Origin of the sequence: Mesorhizobium kowhaii (assembly GCF_042431665.1) — a bacterium.
GTDB classification, from domain to species: Bacteria; Pseudomonadota; Alphaproteobacteria; order Rhizobiales; family Rhizobiaceae; genus Mesorhizobium; species Mesorhizobium kowhaii.
The window spans coordinates 50,680-67,990 of the sequence record NZ_JBHLYT010000001.1; the positions used below are offsets into that span (position 1 = coordinate 50,680).

Genomic DNA, 17,311 nt, shown 5'->3' on the forward strand with positions numbered 1-17,311 from the left:
GTCCTACAACGCATCTGGACGCACCATGGACGAACAGAAGAAAGCAGCCCTGATTTCGAGAATGGGGCCGGTGGAAGCGTATAATGGCGGCGTTACTCCACTCACTATGCCACTGATTACGCTGGAGCAGTATTTTGACGGAGCCGAAGGGGAAGCTGGACTCTTGTGCAACAGCCATGAGGCCCCTGACAATGACATGGTCCTGGTTGCATTTAAGTCGATACGAGACAAACCCGAAGTCCACGACGTTCGGATAGCAATCACCCAGTGCGATACCAAGGAATGGCCCTTCTCGGACAAGGTCGTCGTCATCACACGAGCGAGCGAAGACGATGTGATTGGTTGGCTGCCGTCTGGCTTTGAGCCGGACGACACATGGGAGGGAGACGTAGATCACCTGCCTGCCGAGAAGATTGAGATTCCTCCCGGTTTCCGAAAGCTATGGCTCTGGTATGATTGAAGCTGCATCTGTCGAAGCAGCTCATAGAACCAGGCATGGCCACCGAAATAGCCTCTCCACACGATATCTTCCCGCATATCCGCATCGTCATGGGCATGGTGATCGGCACCCGCCTGCTGTCGGGGCTGGCGCGCATCGTCCAGCATCCCGGCCAGTACCGGCTCTATCCGGTGCATCTGGCCTGGGTCGGTTCGGTGCTCTTGATGCTGGTGCATTTCTGGTGGTGGGAATTCGGCCTCTACGCCATCGAGACCTGGACCTTTGGCAAGTACCTGTTCATCATCTTCTATGCGATCACGCTGTTCCTGCTCTGCGCGCTTTTGTTTCCGGATTCGATGCTGGACTACACCAGCTACGAGGATTTCTTCTATTCGCGCCGGGCCTGGTTTTTCGGCCTGCTGGCGGCGACCTATCTGCTCGACGTGGTCGACACGTTGTTGAAGGGACCGGAGCATTTCGCCCGCTTCGGCAACGAATACCTGTTCCGCACGCCGGTCTTCGTCGCGCTGTGCATCGCCGCGATACTGGTGCGCGACCGCCGCTTCCACATCGCCTTTGTCGCGACCGCACTCGTCTATCAGATATCGTTCATCCTGCGGCTCTTCGACACGATCGTTTGAGCGCCATTGGGATGGTGTCAGGGATCATCTAAGCTGCTCGGGAAAGGCAGGTTTGCGCATGTACAAGGCCGTCGGATCGCGTGGATCCCGGGTCAGCCGCGTTCTCTGGATGCTCGAGGAACTCGGGCAGCCCTATGAATTCGTCGAGGTCAAGTTGCGCTCACCGGAAGCCTATGCGCTCAACCCCTCCGGCAAGGTGCCGATCCTGATCGACGGCGAGCTGACGGTGACGGATTCGGCGGCGATCTGCGTCTATCTCGCCGACAAGCACGCGGACAAGGGCATGGGCGCAAACCCCGGCCTTTCCGGCCGCGCCGAGATGGATTCCTGGATGCATTTTGCTCAATCGGAATTCGAAGCACCATTGTGGAACAAGCTGCGCCATCGCTTCCTGCTGCCGAAGGAGGTGCGGGTCGATGTTGGCCCCGCGGCCGCTCATGACTTTGCCTCGGAGCTCAAGGCGCTGGACCGGCGACTGGGCGACAAGCCCTTTGCATTGGGCGACCGGTTTTCGGCCGTCGACGTGCTGCTCGGCGATATGGGCGGCTGGGCCCGCGCCGGGCGGTTTCCGATCGAATCCGAGCGCGTCAACGCCTATTTCAACCGCGTGCTGGCGCGGCCTGCCCGTGCAAGGGCGCAGGCTAGTGGGGGATCCATGAAATGAAACTCGACATCCGCACCGACTTCACCAAATTCCCGCGTGCCGTCTCGGTGCTGACCGCCGGCAATGCCGGAACCATCGCGCCATCCGGTCGTGCCGTTCTCGCCCATGACGAGCGGCATCTGCGCCGCCGGGCCATCGCACTTGCCGACGGCAGCAAGGTGCTGGTCGACCTGCCCGAGCCCGTTGCCCTGAACGACGGCGACCGGCTGGTGCTGGAAGATGGCGGCCATATCGAGATCATCGCGGCGCCGGAAGATGTCCATGATATCCGCGCTCGCGACGCCGTGCATCTGGCCGAACTCGCCTGGCATATCGGCAACCGTCATCTCGCCGCAAGCATCGAGGCCGGGCGCATCCTCATCCTGCGCGATCATGTCATCAAGGCGATGCTGGAGGGGCTGGGCGCCACGGTGACCGATGTCTCCGAGCCGTTCAAGCCGGTGCGCGGCGCCTATTCCGCCCATAGTGGGCACAGCCATGATCACGGCCATGCGCATGCCGAGGCGCATGCACACAGCCATGGTGAAGCGCACAGCCATGGCGAGTCGCATTCCCATTCGCACAGTCACGCTGGCCACCACCACGATCATGACTGACCGGCCTTCGAACATCGCCCTGCTGCGACTGATGGCGTGGCTGTCGCCGGCCTTTCCGGTCGGCGGCTTTTCCTACAGCCACGGCCTCGAGCGCGCGGTGCATGACGGGCTGATTGTCGATGCGAAAAACCTCGCCGACTGGCTGGAAACGCTGGTCGAGATGGGCTCGGGCTGGAACGATGCAGTGCTGTTCGCTGAGGGCTGGCGCCGCGCACGCGCGGCCGGTGATCTCGACGAGATTGCGGCACTTGCCGAAGCGCTCGCCGGCTCGCGCGAACGCCACACCGAGACCATGCTGCAAGGCGCCGCCTTCCTGAAAGCGGCGGCGGCCTGGCCCAACCCTGTGCTGGAACGCCTGCCCGCCGAATGCGCCTATTGCGTCGCCGTCGGCGCCGTTGCCGGCGGCAACGGCATCGCGCTTCAGGACGCATTGTCCGCCTTCCTGCAGGCCTTCTTCTCCAACCTCGTCCAGGCGGCGATCCGGCTCGGCGTCGTCGGCCAGAGCGGAGCGACCGCGCTGCTTGCCGGCTTCGAGCCGCTGGCGTTGTCGACTGCCGGCCGCGCCGCGCGCTCGACATTGGATGATCTCGGCGGCTGCGCCTTTGTCTCCGACGTCATGGCGATGAAGCACGAAACCCAGTATTCGCGATTGTTCCGTTCATGATCCTTCTCGCCTTCGCGCTTTCAACCGTCCTGCTGCTGATCACCGCGCTGCATGTCTATTGGGGCATCGGCGGCATCTGGCCGGGCAAGGATGCGGCCTCCTGCGCCCGCGCCGTCGTCGGCTTTCGCGGCGTCGATGAAATGCCGACGCCGTTCGCCAGTTTCGCGGTTGCGGCGTGCCTCTGTCTGGCGACGCTGTGGCCGCTGGCGCTTGAAGGCGTCTTTGCCTCGCCCTTTCCCAAGCAAGGCCTTGCCGCCACCTCGCTGCTCATCGGGCTGGTGTTCCTGGGGCGCGGCATCGCCGGCTTCACGCCATGGTGGCGACGGCTGGCGCCGGAACAGCCTTTCGCGCGGCTTGACCTGCGCTATTACTCGCCGCTGTGCCTATTGATCGGGCTCGGCTTTGCCATCCTCGCCATCACGGAGTTTCCCGCATGACACAGAAAAATGGCCCGCTGCGCGTCGGCATTGGCGGTCCGGTCGGTTCGGGCAAGACGACGCTGACCGAAAAGCTGTGCAAGGCGCTGCGCGACGAATTCTCGATCGCCGTCGTGACCAACGACATCTACACCAAGGAAGACGCCATGATGCTGGCGAGGCTGCAGGCGCTGCCGGAGGATCGCATCATGGGTGTCGAGACCGGTGGCTGCCCGCATACCGCGATCCGCGAGGATGCCTCGATCAATCTGCAGGCGATCGCCGAGATGAACAAGAAATTCCCCGATCTCGACATCGTCTTCATCGAATCCGGTGGCGACAACCTCGCCGCCACCTTCTCGCCTGATCTCGCCGACCTGACGCTCTATGTCATCTCGGTGTGCCAGGGCGAAGAGATCCCGCGCAAGGGCGGGCCGGCGATCACCCGCTCCGATTTCCTGGTCATCAACAAGAGCGATCTGGCGCCTTATGTGAACGTCAATCTCGATGTCATGGAGAGCGACGCCGGCCGCATGCGCGGCAAGCGGCCGTTCGGCTTCACCGACCTGTCGCGCGGCAAGGGACTGCAGGAGGTGATCGACTTCATCGTCGAGCATGGCGGCCTGCGGGCCGGCGCCACCACCAGCACGGCAGCGTAGGCAAGAACATCGGCGTCCGGCAGGTCTCTGCACCAAGCGAAAGCGGTTGCGAGCCTCGGCTGGTCGCGGCATTCTCGCCTCTTTCACGGAGTGTCTTCGATGAGCATCGCCCGCCTGCAAAAGGAAACGCTGACCAACCTGCCCTTCTACGAAGAGCGCGTCGATCTCGCTTGTGCCTTTCGCTGGACGGCGCGGCTCAACATGCACGAGGCAGTGGCCAATCATTTTTCGCTGGCGGTCAACGACGACGGCACACAGTTCCTGATGAACCCCAACCAGGTGCATTTCTCGCGCATCAAGGCGAGCGACCTGCTGATGATCGACGCCAACGATCCCGACACCCTCTCCGGCCCGAACGCGCCCGATCCGACGGCGTGGGGGCTGCACGGCGCCATCCATCGCAATGTCCGCCACGCGCGCTGCGTCATGCATGTCCATTCGATCCATGCCACGGTACTGGCATCGCTCGCCGATTCGACCTTGCCGCCGATCGACCAGAATTCGGCGATGTTCTTCAACCGCCATGTCGTCGACGCCCATTATGGCGGGCTGGCCTTCGAGGAAGAGGGCGAACGCTGCTCGCAGCTTCTCGTCGATCCCAAGGTCAAGGTGATGGTGATGGGCAATCATGGCGTGCTGGTCATCGGCGATACGGTCGCCGATGCGTTCAACCGCATGTTCTATTTCGAGCGTGCCGCCGAGACCTACATCAAGGCGCTGTGGACCGGGCGCCCGCTGCGCACGCTGTCCGACGCGATCGCCGAGAAGGCGGCGAGCGAAATGGACGACTATCCCGGCCAGGCCGAACGCCATCTCAGCGAGCTGAAGGCGATCCTCGACGAGCAGGAACCGGTCTACCGGAATTGATTGCCTGAAAGCTAAAGCCCGAGTTGGACGCGCAATTCCTCGGCGCTGTTAATGACGATAGCACCGGGCGGGCCAGCCATCGGCACTTCCGGCCAGAAGATCGTTGTCATGCCCGCCGCCAGCCCTGCCATGGCGCCCGGCCAGCTGTCGTCGATGGCCACGGCTTGCGTGGGATTGACGCCAGCGAGATACGCGGCGCGCAGGAACGGTTCGGCGTGCGGCTTGCCTTCGCGCACGTCGTTGCGGCTGATCGTCTTCATGCCGGGATAAGTGAGGCCGACCATGCGCAGATTGGCGTCGACGATCATCCGGTCCGAATTCGACACCACGGCCTGCGCCACGCCCTTTGCCCGCAGCTCGTTGAAGATCTCGATCGCGCCGGGACGTGGCTGCAAGCGCTCGACCAGCGGCAGATAGTGCTCGTATTTGCGCATGATCCAGTCGTCGAACGGCAGGTCCAGGCCGAACTCGTCGCGCATCATCTCATAGACCGGCCAGGCAGCAACGCCGAGCACCCGCTCATGCAGGTTGGCCGGCGGGACGAGGCCGACATTGCGCATCGCCGCCACCAGGGCGGCCTCGTGCAGCGGTTCGCTGTCGACCAGCGTGCCGTCCATATCCCAGAAAACCGCTTTCAGCGTCATGCAAGGCTCCTTTTTGCGATCCCTTAAAGGGTTTACGCAGGGAGATAAACCTTCGGGATCGCAGAACGTGCCACCTGTTAGAACTGAAACCGCTTGTCTTTCTCAGGCGCATTCATTCTCGGAGAAGGAAATCCGTGCAGCATGCGGGCCAGTGCGTGCAAGCAATTGCCCTCGAAGATTGACAATTGCGCAGCGGGCCGTTCCCTGCAAGAGTAGAAGCGGACCGCGCTCATGACCGGCGGTTTCGGGAGGCAGGACGTGAATACCCGGCAGGATGGCGGCAGCAACAGGCTGGACGACGCGGCGCGCGCCGGCTGGCTTTATTATGTTGCCGGCAACACGCAGGACCAGATCGCCACCACGCTCGGCATCTCGCGGCAGACGGCGCAGCGGCTGGTGTCTCTGGCGGTGTCGGAAGGCTTGATCAAGGTGCGTGTCGACCATCCGATCGCCAACTGCCTCGATCTGGCGGCACGGTTGAGATCGCGCTTCGCGCTCGATCTGGTCGAGGTGGTGCCGAGCGATCCCAATTCATCCTCCACCACGATCGGCATCGCCGAGGCGGCCGCCGCCGAGATCGAGCGGCGGCTGCGCTCGCCGACCCCAATCGTCATGGCGATCGGCACCGGGCGTACGCTGAAAGCGGCGATCGAACAGCTGCCGCCGATGGAATGCCCGCAGCACAAGGTGGTGTCCTTGACCGGCAACATCTCGCCGGACGGCTCGGCCGCCTTCTACAACGTCATCTTCACCATGGCCGACAGGGTCAAGGCGCGATCCTTCCCGATGCCGCTGCCGGTCATCGCCTCTTCGCCGGAGGAGCGCGAGATGCTGCTCAACCAGCCGATGATCCAGCCGACGCTGGCGCTGGCCGCGGAGGCAGACGTCACCTTCATCGGCATTGGCGACCTCGGTCCCAAGGCGCCGCTCTATGAGGACGGTTTCATTTCGGAGAGCGAATTGAAGGCGCTGCAGAAGGCCGGCGGCATCGCCGAAATCGTCGGCTGGGTGTTCGATCGCGAAGGCCGCATGATCGAGGGCATCACCAACGACCGGGTGTCGTCGGCATCGCTGCCGTCGCGCGAAAAGTCACTGGTAATTGCACTGGCGATGGGCGAACGCAAACTGCCGGGCATCCTGGCGGCCGCCAACCGGCGGCTGATCAACGGCCTCATCACCGATGAGCGGACGGCCGCTGCCCTGCTGGCCAGCATCTGATCCGAACCCCTGTTGCTTGCTGGATGTAGCGGCGTCGCCACCAATTTTTGATAGAAAGTCAGCCGGGTTATTTTCCCCGCCCGAAAGGGTCGTTGCCATCGAGGAAGCCGAGATCGCGCTGCAGATGCGGCGACAGGTCCCTGATGTCGAGATGCGCCTTCCTTTTTATCGCGAACCAGCCAAATCCATCCGTGAGCCACGAAATCCAGCGATGATCTGGAGCGGGAGTGCACTTTTGCTGCGCCATGGTCATGATCGTCAACCTTCGCTATCCTGAACCCCAATGACGGGTTGACACTGAATGTCGGTCTTGCCGGCCGGCTTTGCCAATCGAACATCGATCATGGCCCATAAGGAGGCCTTATGCCTGACCTCAGCTCGCGACAGCTTTCCCAACTCCCGCCGCTGCAAGCGATCAGGGTGTTCGACGCGGTGGCGCGGCATCTTTCCTTCACCAAGGCCGCCGAGGAACTCGGCATGACACAAGCGGCGGTGAGCTATCAAATCAAGGTGCTGGAGGAGCGTGTCGGTGCCGCGCTGTTCCTGCGGCGGCCGCGACAGATCGCACTGACCGAGGCTGGACAGCGCCTGGCGCCTGCTGTCGGCGAGGCCTTCGCCATTCTTGGCCAGGCCTATGCCGCGGCGCGCGCCGGTGCCGACGGGTTGCTGTGCGTCACCACCGTGCTGACTTTTGCCTCGAACTGGCTGGCGCATCGGCTGGGCTCGTTCCAGATCGCTCATCCCGCACTTGCCGTTCGGCTCGAGACGTCGAGCCGCCTGACCGACTTCGCCCGCGAGGATGTCGATATCGCCATCCGTTCGGGCGGCGGCAAATGGCCGGGCCTGGAGGCGCACAAGCTGCTCGATGCAGATTTCACGCCGATGATGAGCCCGAAGCTCGCGGCAAGCATCGGCGGCGTCAACGAGCCGGCCGACCTGTTGCGGCTGCCGATCCTCGATCCCGGCGACATCTGGTGGACGGAGTGGTTTTCGGCTGCCGGCGTCAACTCGCACGACCTCGCCAGACGACCCGGCAGCAGCATGGGCGCGCAGGCCTATGAGGCCAATGCGGCCATCGCCGGTCATGGCGTGGCGATCCTGACCCGGGCGCTGTTCAAGGCGGAGCTCGCCGACGGCCGCCTGATCCAGCCTTTCGAGCTGGTTGGCGACGATGGCCACGCCTATTGGCTGGTCTATCCGGAAGCGCGCCGCAACGTGCCGAAAATCCGCGCCTTCCGCGACTGGCTGCTGACTGAGATCGCCTGCTGACAGGCAAGCCCTCCGGCAAGCCGATCCTGCCGACCTTCTGTCCTGTCGCCTGAATACAAGGCGGCCGGCGAAGTTGGCTTGGCAATTTTCTCGCACCCCCATTGTCCATCGGCATCACCCAGTGCTGCGCTGCAGCATCGAATCCGGCTTGACATAATTGACGCCAGGTGAGTAATTGCTCAAAGCCAAGGCAAATGCTCATCTTGGTTTATGGGAGGAATTTGATGAAACTTCGCACGCTCACCCTGGGCTTGTTGTCGGCCAGCGCTCTTGCGTTCGCCGCACATGCCGAATCCATCACCATCGCCACCGTCAACAATGGCGATATGGTCCGCATGCAGAAGCTGACCGACGACTTCACCAAGGCCAATCCGGACATCAAGCTCAACTGGGTCACGCTCGAAGAAAACGTGTTGCGCGAGCGCGTCACCACCGACATCGCCACCAAGGGCGGCCAGTATGACGTGATGACCATCGGCACCTATGAAGTTCCGATCTGGGCCAAGCAGAGCTGGCTTCTGCCGCTCGACAAGCTCGGCGACGACTATGACGCCAAGGACATCATCCCGGCCATCGCCGGCGGTCTTTCGGTTGACGGCAAGCTCTATGCCGCGCCCTTCTACGGCGAAAGCTCCTTCGTCATGTACCGCAAGGACCTGATGGACAAGGCCGGGCTGAAGATGCCCGACGCGCCGACCTGGGACTTCATCAAGCAGGCCGCCGACAAGATGACCGACCGCGCCAATGGCGTGAACGGCGTCTGCCTGCGCGGCAAGGCCGGCTGGGGCGAGAACATGGCCTTCCTGACTGCCATGTCGAACTCCTTCGGCGCACGCTGGTTCGACGAGAACTGGAAGCCGCAATTCGATCAGCCCGAATGGAAGAACACGCTGCAGTTTTATGTTGACCTGATGAAGGCCGACGGCCCCGAGGGCGCGTCCTCCAACGGCTTCAACGAAAACCTGGCGCTGTTCCAGCAGGGCAAGTGCGGCATGTGGATCGACGCCACCGTCGCCGCATCATTCGTTTCAGACCCGAAGAACTCCACTGTCGCCGACAAGGTCGGTTATGCGCTGGCGCCCGACACTGGCCTGGGCAAGCGCGGCAACTGGCTGTGGGCCTGGTCGCTGGCCATTCCCGCCGGCACGCAGAAGGCAGATGCCGCCGAGAAGTTCGTCTCCTGGGCAACCAGCAAGCACTATGCCGAACTGGTCGCCTCGAAGGAAGGCTGGGCCAATGCTCCTCCCGGCACGCGCTCCTCGCTCTACGCCAATGCCGAGTACCAGAAGGCGGCTCCGTTCGCCAAGATGACGCTGGACTCGATCAATGCCGCCGACCCGACGCATCCGACCGTCAAGCCGGTGCCCTATGTCGGCGTCCAGTTCGTCGCCATCCCTGAGTTCCAGGGCCTTGGCACCACTGTCGGCCAGCTCTTCTCGGCGGCTCTTGCCGGCCAGTCGAGCGTCGACGATGCCTTGAAGCAGGCTCAGGACGCCGCCACCGCGACAATGACCGAAGGCGGGTATATCAAGTAGGCTCCTCCCGGTGCCGAATGCCGGTCGACTCCTTGACCGGCAACGGCCGCCCGAGTCCCAGTTCGGGCGGCCGCCTTTGAAGGCTCTTGAAAATTCAGTCTGACCATTGAAGGGTGACCGTCATGGCTACTCAGCAGACCCGTTCGCTTGCCCGTTTCATGATGGCGCCATCTGTCGTCCTGCTGCTGGTCTGGATGGTTATTCCACTGGCGCTCACGCTGTGGTTCTCCTTCCAGCAGTACAACCCGCTCAATCCGATCCGCGACGGGTTCGTCGGCTTCTCGAACTACGCGCTGTTCTATTCAAACCCGGCCTTCCTGCAATCGATCCTCAACACGCTTACGCTGGTGATCAGCGTGCTGTTGATCACGGTGATCGGCGGCATCCTGCTGGCCCTGCTGATCGATCAGCCGATGTGGGGACAAGGCATTGTCCGAATCCTCGTCATCTCGCCGTTCTTCGTCATGCCGCCGGTGGCCGCATTGGTCTGGAAGAACATGATCATGCACCCGCAATACGGGGTCTTTGCCGACATCGCGCGCTTCTTCGGCGGCCAGCCGATCGACTGGTTCGGGCAGCATCCGATGACGGCGATCATCATCATCGTCGCCTGGCAGTGGCTGCCCTTCGCGACGCTGATCCTCTTGACCGCGCTGCAGTCGCTCGACGGCGAGCAGAAAGAGGCCGCCGAGATGGACGGCGCCGGCTTCATCAGCCGCTTCATCTATCTGACGCTGCCGCACATGTCGCGCGCCATCACCGTCGTCATCCTGATCCAGACGATCTTCCTTTTGTCGGTCTATGCCGAGATCCTCGTCACCACCAATGGTGGCCCTGGATACGCCTCCACCAACCTGCCCTTCCTCGTCTACCAGAAGGCCTTGCTGGAGTTCAAAATCGGCCAGGCATCCGCCGGCGGCATCATCGCTGTCATTCTCGCCAACATCGTTGCCTTCTTCGCCATGCGCGCCGTCGGCAAGAACCTGGACAAGTAAGGGAGGATACGATGGCACGCTCAGTCACCACCCAGCACAAGACAATCGCGACCGTTGCCGCCTGGATCGTCGCGCTGCTGATCTTCTTCCCGATCCTCTATACGATCATCACCTCGTTCAAGTCGGAGCAGGAAGCCATCCTGGGCTTCAACCTGATCCCGTCGGGGACGTTTGAGAGTTACACCGAGGTTCAGGCGCAGAGCGGCTACTTCAAGTTCTTCCTGAACTCGGTGTTCCTGTCGGTGGGCTCGACCATCCTGGCCTTGCTGGTCGCCATACCGGCCGCATGGTCGATGGCTTTCTCGCCGGGCAAGTGGACCAAGGACATCCTGATGTGGATGCTATCCACCAAGATGATGCCGGCGGTCGCCGTGCTGTTCCCGATCTACCTGATCTTCCGCAACCTCGGACTGCTCGACAGCCGCATCGGCCTGATGGTCATGCTGATGCTGATCAACCTGCCGATCGTGGTGTGGATGCTCTACACCTACTTCCGCGAAATCCCGGGCGAGATCCTCGAAGCGGCGCGCATGGACGGCGCTTCGCTGTGGAACGAGATCATCTATGTGCTGACACCGATGGCGGTACCGGGCATCGCCTCGACGATGCTCTTGAACATCATCCTGGCCTGGAACGAAGCGTTCTGGACGATCCGGCTGACCACCACGGAAGCCGCTCCGCTGACCGCCTTCATCAGCTCCTTCTCGAGTCCTCAAGGGTTGTTCTGGGCCAAGCTTTCGGCCGCCTCCACGCTGGCCATCGCGCCGATCCTGATCATGGGCTGGTTCAGCCAGAAGCAGCTGGTGCGCGGCCTGACATTTGGTGCGGTGAAGTAACAGAAATTGCCCGAAGCAATCGGCAGAAATAACCCCTCGGGGAGGAAACCATGGGAAACATCACGCTCAAGAACGTCTCCAAATCCTTTGGATCGACGTCCATCATCCCCGGCCTCGACCTGGTGATCGAAAATGGCGAGTTCGTCGTCTTCGTCGGTCCGTCGGGTTGCGGCAAGTCAACGCTGCTGCGGCTGATCGCCGGGCTGGAGGACACCAGCGGCGGCACCATCAACATCGATGGCCGCGACGTCACCGGTGAAGCGCCGGCCAAGCGCAAGCTGGCCATGGTGTTCCAGTCCTACGCGCTCTACCCGCATATGACGGTGGGAAAGAACATCGCCTTCCCGCTGAAGATGGCGGGCGAGGACCAGGCGACCATCGACAGGAAGGTCAAGGACGCGGCGCGCATCCTTAATCTCACCAACTATCTCGAACGCAAGCCAGGACAGCTCTCGGGCGGCCAGCGCCAGCGCGTCGCCATCGGTCGCGCCATCGTGCGCCAGCCCTCGGCCTTCCTGTTCGACGAACCGCTGTCCAACCTCGACGCCGCCCTGCGCGGCACGATGCGGCTGGAGATCAGCGAGTTGCATCATCAGCTCAAGACGACGATGGTCTACGTCACCCATGACCAGGTCGAAGCCATGACCATGGCCGACAAGATCGTCGTGCTGAACGCCGGCAACATCGAGCAGGTCGGCTCGCCGATGGAACTCTACAAGACGCCGAAGAACCTGTTCGTCGCCGGCTTCATCGGCTCGCCGAAGATGAACCTGATCGAAGGGGCGCCGTCGGCCAAATACAGCGCCAAGACCATCGGCATCCGTCCCGAGCATATGGAGATTTCGACCACGGCGGGCGAATGGAAAGCCATCGTCGGCGTTGCCGAGCATCTCGGCTCCGACACCTTCCTGCATGTCCAGGCCGATGGCGTCGGTCCGCTGACGGTGCGCGCCGACGGCGAACTCGCCGTCCGTCACGGCGACACCATCTATCTGACGCCCGACAAGGCCAAGCTGCATCGCTTCGGTGCCGACGGGAAGGCTATGTGAGCATGCGCCTGGCCGGCAAATCCGCGCTGATCACGGGTTCGGCCCGTGGCATCGGCAGAGCCTTCGCCGAAGCCTATGCCGGCGAAGGCGCCACCGTTGCCATTGCCGACATCAATCTCGAGGCTGCGCAGAAGACGGCCGCCGAGATCGGCGGCAAGGCCTATGCGGTCAAGCTCGACGTCACCGACCTCGCCTCCATCGAGGCGGCGGTGAAAGCCGTCGAGACGAAGACCGGTGGCCTCGACATCCTGATCAACAACGCCGCCCTGTTCGACCTGGCACCGATCGTCGAGATCACCAAGGCAAGCTACGACAAATTGTTTTCCGTCAATGTCGCCGGCACGCTGTTCATGCTGCAGGCCGCCGCTCGCTCGATGATCGCGCGGGGCAAGGGCGGCAGGATCATCAACATGGCGAGCCAGGCGGGGCGGCGCGGCGAGGCGCTCGTCGGCGTCTATTGCGCCACCAAGGCCGCCGTCATCTCGCTGACCCAGTCGGCGGGGCTCGACCTGATCAAGCATCGCATCAACGTCAACGCGATTGCCCCTGGTGTCGTCGACGGCGAGCACTGGGATCACGTCGATTCGCTGTTTGCCAAGTATGAAAACCGGCCGAAGGGCGAGAAGAAGAAACTGGTCGGCGAGGCGGTGCCGTATGGCCGCATGGGCACGGCGCAGGATCTTACCGGCATGGCGGTCTTTCTCGCCAGCAGCGACGCCGAATACATCGTCGCCCAGACCTACAATGTTGATGGCGGCCAGTGGATGAGTTGAGGCGGGGACGGCCTCTGCTCCTCGTCCCTCCGCGGGGAGCAGAGGCCGACATCAAAGGGCGCATCGATCTCGGAAGGGTGTGCCACCCCTAACCCTCTCCCCGTGAAAAACCGGGAGAGAGGGGAGTAACGAAGGCCGAAGCCCGGCCAAAGGGTAAATCAGATGACCGTGAAACTCTCGTCTTCAAACCTCGCCAAGCTGCCCGCCAAGGTCGCCGGTCCGAAATATGACCGCGCGGCGCTCAAGGCCGGCATCGTGCATTTCGGCGTCGGCAATTTCCACCGCTCGCACCAGGCCGTCTATCTCGACGACCTGTTCAATTCGGGCATCGGCCATGACTGGGCGCTGGTCGGCGCCGGGGTGTTCGAGGGCGAGAAGATCGGCCGCGGCAAACTGCAAGAGCAGGACTGGCTGACCACTGTGGTCGAACAGGACAGCGGCCATATGAGCGCCCGCGTCACCGGCGTCATGATCGACTTCCTGATGCCGGGCGATGCGGCCGGCATCATCGAGCGGCTCGCCGACCCGGCCATCAAGATCGTTTCGCTGACCATCACCGAAGGCGGTTACTTCATCGATCCGGCCTCCGGTGTCTTCAACCCGACCCATCCCGATATCGTCGCCGACGCGCAAGCGGGCGCGACGCCGAAGACGGTGTTCGGCATCATCCTCGCCGGGTTGGTCCGCCGGCGCGATGACGGCATCGTGCCGTTCACCGTCATGTCCTGCGACAACATTCCTCACAACGGCCATGTCACCTCCGACGGCGTCATCGGCCTTGCCCGGCTGATCGACGAGGATCTGGCAAATTGGGTCAGCGAGCATGTCGCCTTTCCAAATGGCATGGTCGATCGCATCACGCCGGCCACCACGGACCGCGAACGCGGCATTCTGGCCACCGAGTTCGGGCTGGAGGACAACTGGCCGGTGTTCTGCGAGCCGTTCCGGCAATGGGTGCTGGAAGACCATTTCACCGACGGTCGCCCGCCGCTGGAAAAGGTCGGCGTGCAGTTCGTCAAGGACGTCGCGCCCTACGAATTGATGAAGATCCGCATCCTCAATGGTGGCCATGCGACGATCGCCTATCCGGCCGGTCTGATGGACATCCACTTCGTCCATGAGGCGATGCACGAGCCGCTGGTGCGCGGCTTTCTCGACAAGCTCGAGCATGACGAAATCATTCCGACCGTGCCGCCGGTGCCGGACACGGTTCTGGAGGATTACTACCAGCTCATCGAGAGCCGCTTCTCCAATCCCAAGATCGGCGACACGGTGCGCCGGCTTTGCCTCGATGGCTCCAACCGCCAGCCCAAATTCATCATCCCGACCATCGCCGACAGGCTGAAGGCCGGAAAAGGCGTCGCCGGCCTGGCGCTGGAATCAGCCCTTTGGTGCCGCTACTGCTTCGGCACGACGGACAGCGGCGCCGTCATCGAGCCCAACGACCCGAGCTGGGACCGGCTGCAGGCGACAGCAAAGGCGGCAAAGGACGCCCCCGCCGCCTGGCTTGCCATGGAGGACATCTATGGCGATGTCGGCCGCGCCACGGCGTTTGTCGAGGCCTTCGCCCATGCGCTCAACGTGCTGTGGGCGAATGGCACGCGCGCGACGCTGACGCGCTACCTCGCCGGCGAGCTCTGAGACCATTCGACGCCATGACGCCTGAACTGGTCATCTTCGACTGCGATGGCGTGCTGGTCGACAGCGAGGCGCTCTCCGTCTCGGCGCTGCTTGGCATGATCCGGCTTGCCGGCGGCAGCATTGGCGAGGATGCCGCCTACGAGCATTTCCTCGGCAAGAGCATGAAAAGCGTGCGCGAGATCCTTGGCCGCGACTTCGGACTTCATATCACCGACAGCCATCTGACCGACATGCGCGTCGAGCTGATGCGCAGGTTTCGCGAAGAGCTGAAGCCGATCCCTGGCGTCAAGGAGATGCTGCCGAGGCTCGGGCTGCCGTTCTGTGTCGCGTCCTCGGGCACGCTCGACCGCATCCGCTACGCGCTCGACGTCACCGGATTGCTTGGGCTGATGGAGCCGCATCTGTTCAGCGCCGGGATGGTGACCAGGGGAAAGCCCGCACCGGACCTGTTCCTCCATGCCGCCGCCAGCATGCGAGCCCATCCGCGCAAATGCCTCGTCGTCGAGGACAGCCCGGCAGGCATCACTGCTGCGCGGGCGGCGGGCATGCGCGTCTTTGCCTTCACCGGCGGCTCGCATGCCGGCAACCCGACCTTGAAAGCGCTGCTTGCGTCGAGTGAACCGGACTTTATATTCGCTGACATGCTGCAATTGCCCGATCTGATTGCAGGCCTGGGAGCGAGAGTAAGAGCATCTTGACGAAACAGTTCGTTTGCGCGGTCGATGTCGGCACCGGGAGCGCTCGTGCGGGCATTCTCGACACCACGGGCACATTGCTCGGCCGCGCCGAGCGGCCGATCGCCATGAACCAGCCGAATCCCGATCACGCCGAGCATGATTCGCGCGATATCTGGTCGGCTGTCTGCACCGCCGTGCGTGCGGCGCGGGAAAAAGCCGGCGTCGCCGCCGAGGATGTCGTCGGCATCTCCTTCGACGCCACCTGTTCGCTGGTCGTGCGCGACCGGCAAGGCGGCCAGCTCAGCGTCTCGGTCACCGGCGACAGGCGCTGGGACACCATCGTCTGGCTCGACCACCGCGCCATTGCCGAGGCCGACGAATGCACGGCAAGTAGCCATGCCGTGCTCGACTATGTCGGCGGCGTCATGTCACCGGAAATGGCGACGCCGAAGCTGATGTGGCTGAAGCGGAACCTTCCTGAAACGTGGAATGAAGCCGGCTATTTATTCGACCTGACCGATTTCCTGGCTTGGCAAGCGACCGGATCGCTGGCTCGTTCGCAATGCACGCTGACCGCCAAATGGACCTATCTGGCGCATGAAGAGACTGGCTGGCGCCGCGATTTCTTCGAGATCGTCGGCCTCGACGATCTTTTCGCGCATGGGAACCTGCCCGAGAGGGCCAGTCCGGTCGGCACCGATATCGGTCCGCTGACGGCGCAGGCGGCCGCGGATCTCGGCCTGACTGAAAAGTGCCGGGTCGGCGCCGGCGTCATCGATGCCTATGCCGGCGCGCTTGGTGTGCTCGGCGGCTTTGCCGGCGACCAACAGGACATTGGCCGGCATCTGGCGCTGATCGCCGGCACGTCGAGCTGCGTCATGGCGATGTCGCCCGATCCACAGCCCTTCGCCGGGGTCTGGGGCCCCTACTATGGCGCGGCACTGCCAAAGCTGTGGCTCTCGGAAGGTGGCCAGTCCGCCACCGGCGCCCTGCTCGACCACATCATCCGCTGGCACGGCGCCGGCGGCGAGCCGGATGCCGCCATGCATGCCAAGATCGCCAGGCGTGTCGCCGAACTGCGCGCCGCCGAAGGCGAGGCGCTCGCAGCAAGGCTGCATGTGCTGCCCGACTTCCACGGCAACCGTTCGCCGCTCGCCGATCCGCACGCCGTCGGCGTGGTCAGCGGGCTGACGCTGGACTCCTCCTTCGACAGCCTGTGCAAGCTTTACTGGCGTACCGCCGTCGGCATCGCGCTCGGCGTGCGGCATGTGCTGGAGGCGCTGAACGAGAATGGCTACCTGATCGACACGCTGCATGTCACCGGCGGCCACACCAAGAACCCGCTCTTGATGGAGCTCTATGCCGACGCCACCGGCTGCACGGTGATCGAGCCGCTGGCCGACGAGGCGGTGTTGCTCGGCACCGGCATGGTCGCGGCAACCGCGGCCGGGCTTTTCCCCGACCTCAACGCCGCCTGTCTTGCCATGCAACAGGGCGGTAGGACGCGCGCGTCAAACCCGAAATCGGCCGGCCGTTTCGACCGCGATTACAAGGTTTTCCTCGAGATGCACCGGCAGCGGCAGATGCTGGACGCGATCAGGTAGGACGCTGAGGTCTATCCGCTGGCTCAATCTGTTCCGGCCCCTCCTCCCTTGCCTTCATGTCGCGTTTCGTCCAAAAGCTGGCGCAAACGCCGCGAAACCGAAGGTTTTGCCGTTTGAAATGCGG

Annotated in this window: 20 protein-coding genes; 18 read left to right on the forward strand and 2 right to left on the reverse strand. The window is 63.1% G+C overall.

All coding sequences use genetic code 11. The annotated features are described in order from the left end of the window. Positions 1-25 precede the first annotated feature (25 nt). The 8 genes from ACFFNA_RS00260 (at position 26) to ACFFNA_RS00295 (ending at position 4,946) form a co-directional block, all read left to right on the forward strand. Positions 26-460: a YfbO family protein gene (locus ACFFNA_RS00260; protein ID WP_378914691.1), complete on the forward strand. Its 435-nt coding sequence runs from the start codon at positions 26-28 to the stop codon at positions 458-460. A gap of 35 nt (positions 461-495) precedes the next feature. Next, a complete protein-coding gene (locus ACFFNA_RS00265; protein ID WP_378914693.1) occupies positions 496-1,080 on the forward strand; it encodes a hypothetical protein in 585 nt (194 codons plus the stop codon). A 58-nt stretch (positions 1,081-1,138) separates the two neighbouring features. Beyond that, the gene (locus ACFFNA_RS00270; RefSeq protein WP_378914695.1) at positions 1,139-1,744 is read left to right on the forward strand and encodes a glutathione S-transferase family protein; all 606 of its coding nucleotides are present in this window, start codon (positions 1,139-1,141) and stop codon (positions 1,742-1,744) included. Further along, a complete protein-coding gene (gene ureE, locus ACFFNA_RS00275; protein WP_378914697.1) occupies positions 1,741-2,340 on the forward strand; it encodes an urease accessory protein UreE in 600 nt (199 codons plus the stop codon). The genes ACFFNA_RS00270 and ureE overlap by 4 nt, the downstream gene beginning before the upstream one ends. Then, positions 2,333-3,004, forward strand: coding sequence for an urease accessory protein UreF (locus tag ACFFNA_RS00280; protein WP_378914835.1), 672 nt, complete (start codon positions 2,333-2,335; stop codon positions 3,002-3,004). Before ureE ends, ACFFNA_RS00280 begins: the two co-directional genes overlap by 8 nt. Beyond that, a complete protein-coding gene (locus tag ACFFNA_RS00285; protein WP_378914699.1) occupies positions 3,001-3,441 on the forward strand; it encodes a DUF3995 domain-containing protein in 441 nt (146 codons plus the stop codon). The genes ACFFNA_RS00280 and ACFFNA_RS00285 overlap by 4 nt, the downstream gene beginning before the upstream one ends. Continuing rightward, positions 3,438-4,079, forward strand: coding sequence for an urease accessory protein UreG (gene ureG, locus ACFFNA_RS00290; protein WP_111545153.1), 642 nt, complete (start codon positions 3,438-3,440; stop codon positions 4,077-4,079). The genes ACFFNA_RS00285 and ureG overlap by 4 nt, the downstream gene beginning before the upstream one ends. Positions 4,080-4,178: 99 nt before the next feature. Then, positions 4,179-4,946 (forward strand): class II aldolase and adducin N-terminal domain-containing protein, encoded by a 768-nt coding sequence (locus ACFFNA_RS00295; protein WP_183446301.1) that lies wholly within the window; start codon positions 4,179-4,181, stop codon positions 4,944-4,946. Positions 4,947-4,957: 11 nt separating this feature from the next. On the opposite strand, the gene ACFFNA_RS00300 is transcribed toward ACFFNA_RS00295, so the two are convergent. Further along, on the reverse strand, positions 4,958-5,590 hold the full coding sequence (locus tag ACFFNA_RS00300) for an HAD family hydrolase (protein WP_378914701.1): 633 nt from the start codon (positions 5,588-5,590) through the stop codon (positions 4,958-4,960). Between the two features lie 258 nt (positions 5,591-5,848). Here ACFFNA_RS00300 and ACFFNA_RS00305 point away from each other — a divergent pair, with 258 nt between their 5' ends. Continuing rightward, positions 5,849-6,808, forward strand: a complete 960-nt coding sequence (locus tag ACFFNA_RS00305; protein WP_111545444.1) for a sugar-binding transcriptional regulator — start codon at positions 5,849-5,851, stop codon at positions 6,806-6,808. A gap of 67 nt (positions 6,809-6,875) precedes the next feature. Here ACFFNA_RS00305 and ACFFNA_RS00310 read toward each other — a convergent pair whose 3' ends face one another. Further along, positions 6,876-7,061, reverse strand: coding sequence for a hypothetical protein (locus ACFFNA_RS00310; protein ID WP_378914837.1), 186 nt, complete (start codon positions 7,059-7,061; stop codon positions 6,876-6,878). A gap of 110 nt (positions 7,062-7,171) precedes the next feature. On the opposite strand from ACFFNA_RS00310, the gene gcvA reads away from it, so the two are divergent. From gcvA to ACFFNA_RS00355, 9 genes are all read left to right on the forward strand, one after another. After that, a complete protein-coding gene (gcvA, locus tag ACFFNA_RS00315; protein WP_378914703.1) occupies positions 7,172-8,077 on the forward strand; it encodes a transcriptional regulator GcvA in 906 nt (301 codons plus the stop codon). A gap of 224 nt (positions 8,078-8,301) precedes the next feature. Further along, complete coding sequence (locus tag ACFFNA_RS00320; protein WP_378914705.1) at positions 8,302-9,612, forward strand: ABC transporter substrate-binding protein; 1,311 nt, start codon at positions 8,302-8,304, stop codon at positions 9,610-9,612. A 122-nt stretch (positions 9,613-9,734) separates the two neighbouring features. Beyond that, positions 9,735-10,607, forward strand: coding sequence for a carbohydrate ABC transporter permease (locus ACFFNA_RS00325; protein ID WP_378914707.1), 873 nt, complete (start codon positions 9,735-9,737; stop codon positions 10,605-10,607). Positions 10,608-10,618: 11 nt separating this feature from the next. Next, positions 10,619-11,443, forward strand: coding sequence for a carbohydrate ABC transporter permease (locus tag ACFFNA_RS00330; protein WP_378914709.1), 825 nt, complete (start codon positions 10,619-10,621; stop codon positions 11,441-11,443). A gap of 50 nt (positions 11,444-11,493) precedes the next feature. Beyond that, positions 11,494-12,492 carry an ABC transporter ATP-binding protein gene (locus ACFFNA_RS00335; protein ID WP_378914711.1) on the forward strand — a complete coding sequence of 333 codons (999 nt, stop codon included), beginning with the start codon at positions 11,494-11,496 and terminating at the stop codon, positions 12,490-12,492. A gap of 2 nt (positions 12,493-12,494) precedes the next feature. Further along, positions 12,495-13,265: an L-iditol 2-dehydrogenase gene (locus ACFFNA_RS00340; protein ID WP_378914839.1), complete on the forward strand. Its 771-nt coding sequence runs from the start codon at positions 12,495-12,497 to the stop codon at positions 13,263-13,265. Positions 13,266-13,427: 162 nt separating this feature from the next. After that, a complete protein-coding gene (locus ACFFNA_RS00345) occupies positions 13,428-14,906 on the forward strand; it encodes a mannitol dehydrogenase family protein (RefSeq protein WP_378914713.1) in 1,479 nt (492 codons plus the stop codon). A 14-nt stretch (positions 14,907-14,920) separates the two neighbouring features. After that, positions 14,921-15,604, forward strand: a complete 684-nt coding sequence (locus ACFFNA_RS00350; protein WP_378914715.1) for an HAD family hydrolase — start codon at positions 14,921-14,923, stop codon at positions 15,602-15,604. After that, on the forward strand, positions 15,601-17,187 hold the full coding sequence (locus tag ACFFNA_RS00355; RefSeq protein ID WP_378914717.1) for an FGGY-family carbohydrate kinase: 1,587 nt from the start codon (positions 15,601-15,603) through the stop codon (positions 17,185-17,187). The genes ACFFNA_RS00350 and ACFFNA_RS00355 overlap by 4 nt, the downstream gene beginning before the upstream one ends. Positions 17,188-17,311 lie beyond the last annotated feature (124 nt).

Coding starts and splice junctions, on each gene's coding strand:
- ACFFNA_RS00260 (WP_378914691.1), top strand. CDS start 26: ATGGACGAACAGAAGAAAGCAGCCCTGATTTCGAGAATGGGGCCGGTG.
- ACFFNA_RS00265 (WP_378914693.1), top strand. CDS start 496: ATGGCCACCGAAATAGCCTCTCCACACGATATCTTCCCGCATATCCGC.
- ACFFNA_RS00270 (WP_378914695.1), top strand. CDS start 1,139: ATGTACAAGGCCGTCGGATCGCGTGGATCCCGGGTCAGCCGCGTTCTC.
- ureE (WP_378914697.1), top strand. CDS start 1,741: ATGAAACTCGACATCCGCACCGACTTCACCAAATTCCCGCGTGCCGTC.
- ACFFNA_RS00280 (WP_378914835.1), top strand. CDS start 2,333: ATGACTGACCGGCCTTCGAACATCGCCCTGCTGCGACTGATGGCGTGG.
- ACFFNA_RS00285 (WP_378914699.1), top strand. CDS start 3,001: ATGATCCTTCTCGCCTTCGCGCTTTCAACCGTCCTGCTGCTGATCACC.
- ureG (WP_111545153.1), top strand. CDS start 3,438: ATGACACAGAAAAATGGCCCGCTGCGCGTCGGCATTGGCGGTCCGGTC.
- ACFFNA_RS00295 (WP_183446301.1), top strand. CDS start 4,179: ATGAGCATCGCCCGCCTGCAAAAGGAAACGCTGACCAACCTGCCCTTC.
- ACFFNA_RS00300 (WP_378914701.1), bottom strand. CDS start 5,590: ATGACGCTGAAAGCGGTTTTCTGGGATATGGACGGCACGCTGGTCGAC.
- ACFFNA_RS00310 (WP_378914837.1), bottom strand. CDS start 7,061: ATGACCATGGCGCAGCAAAAGTGCACTCCCGCTCCAGATCATCGCTGG.
- gcvA (WP_378914703.1), top strand. CDS start 7,172: ATGCCTGACCTCAGCTCGCGACAGCTTTCCCAACTCCCGCCGCTGCAA.
- ACFFNA_RS00320 (WP_378914705.1), top strand. CDS start 8,302: ATGAAACTTCGCACGCTCACCCTGGGCTTGTTGTCGGCCAGCGCTCTT.
- ACFFNA_RS00325 (WP_378914707.1), top strand. CDS start 9,735: ATGGCTACTCAGCAGACCCGTTCGCTTGCCCGTTTCATGATGGCGCCA.
- ACFFNA_RS00330 (WP_378914709.1), top strand. CDS start 10,619: ATGGCACGCTCAGTCACCACCCAGCACAAGACAATCGCGACCGTTGCC.
- ACFFNA_RS00335 (WP_378914711.1), top strand. CDS start 11,494: ATGGGAAACATCACGCTCAAGAACGTCTCCAAATCCTTTGGATCGACG.
- ACFFNA_RS00340 (WP_378914839.1), top strand. CDS start 12,495: ATGCGCCTGGCCGGCAAATCCGCGCTGATCACGGGTTCGGCCCGTGGC.
- ACFFNA_RS00345 (WP_378914713.1), top strand. CDS start 13,428: ATGACCGTGAAACTCTCGTCTTCAAACCTCGCCAAGCTGCCCGCCAAG.
- ACFFNA_RS00350 (WP_378914715.1), top strand. CDS start 14,921: ATGACGCCTGAACTGGTCATCTTCGACTGCGATGGCGTGCTGGTCGAC.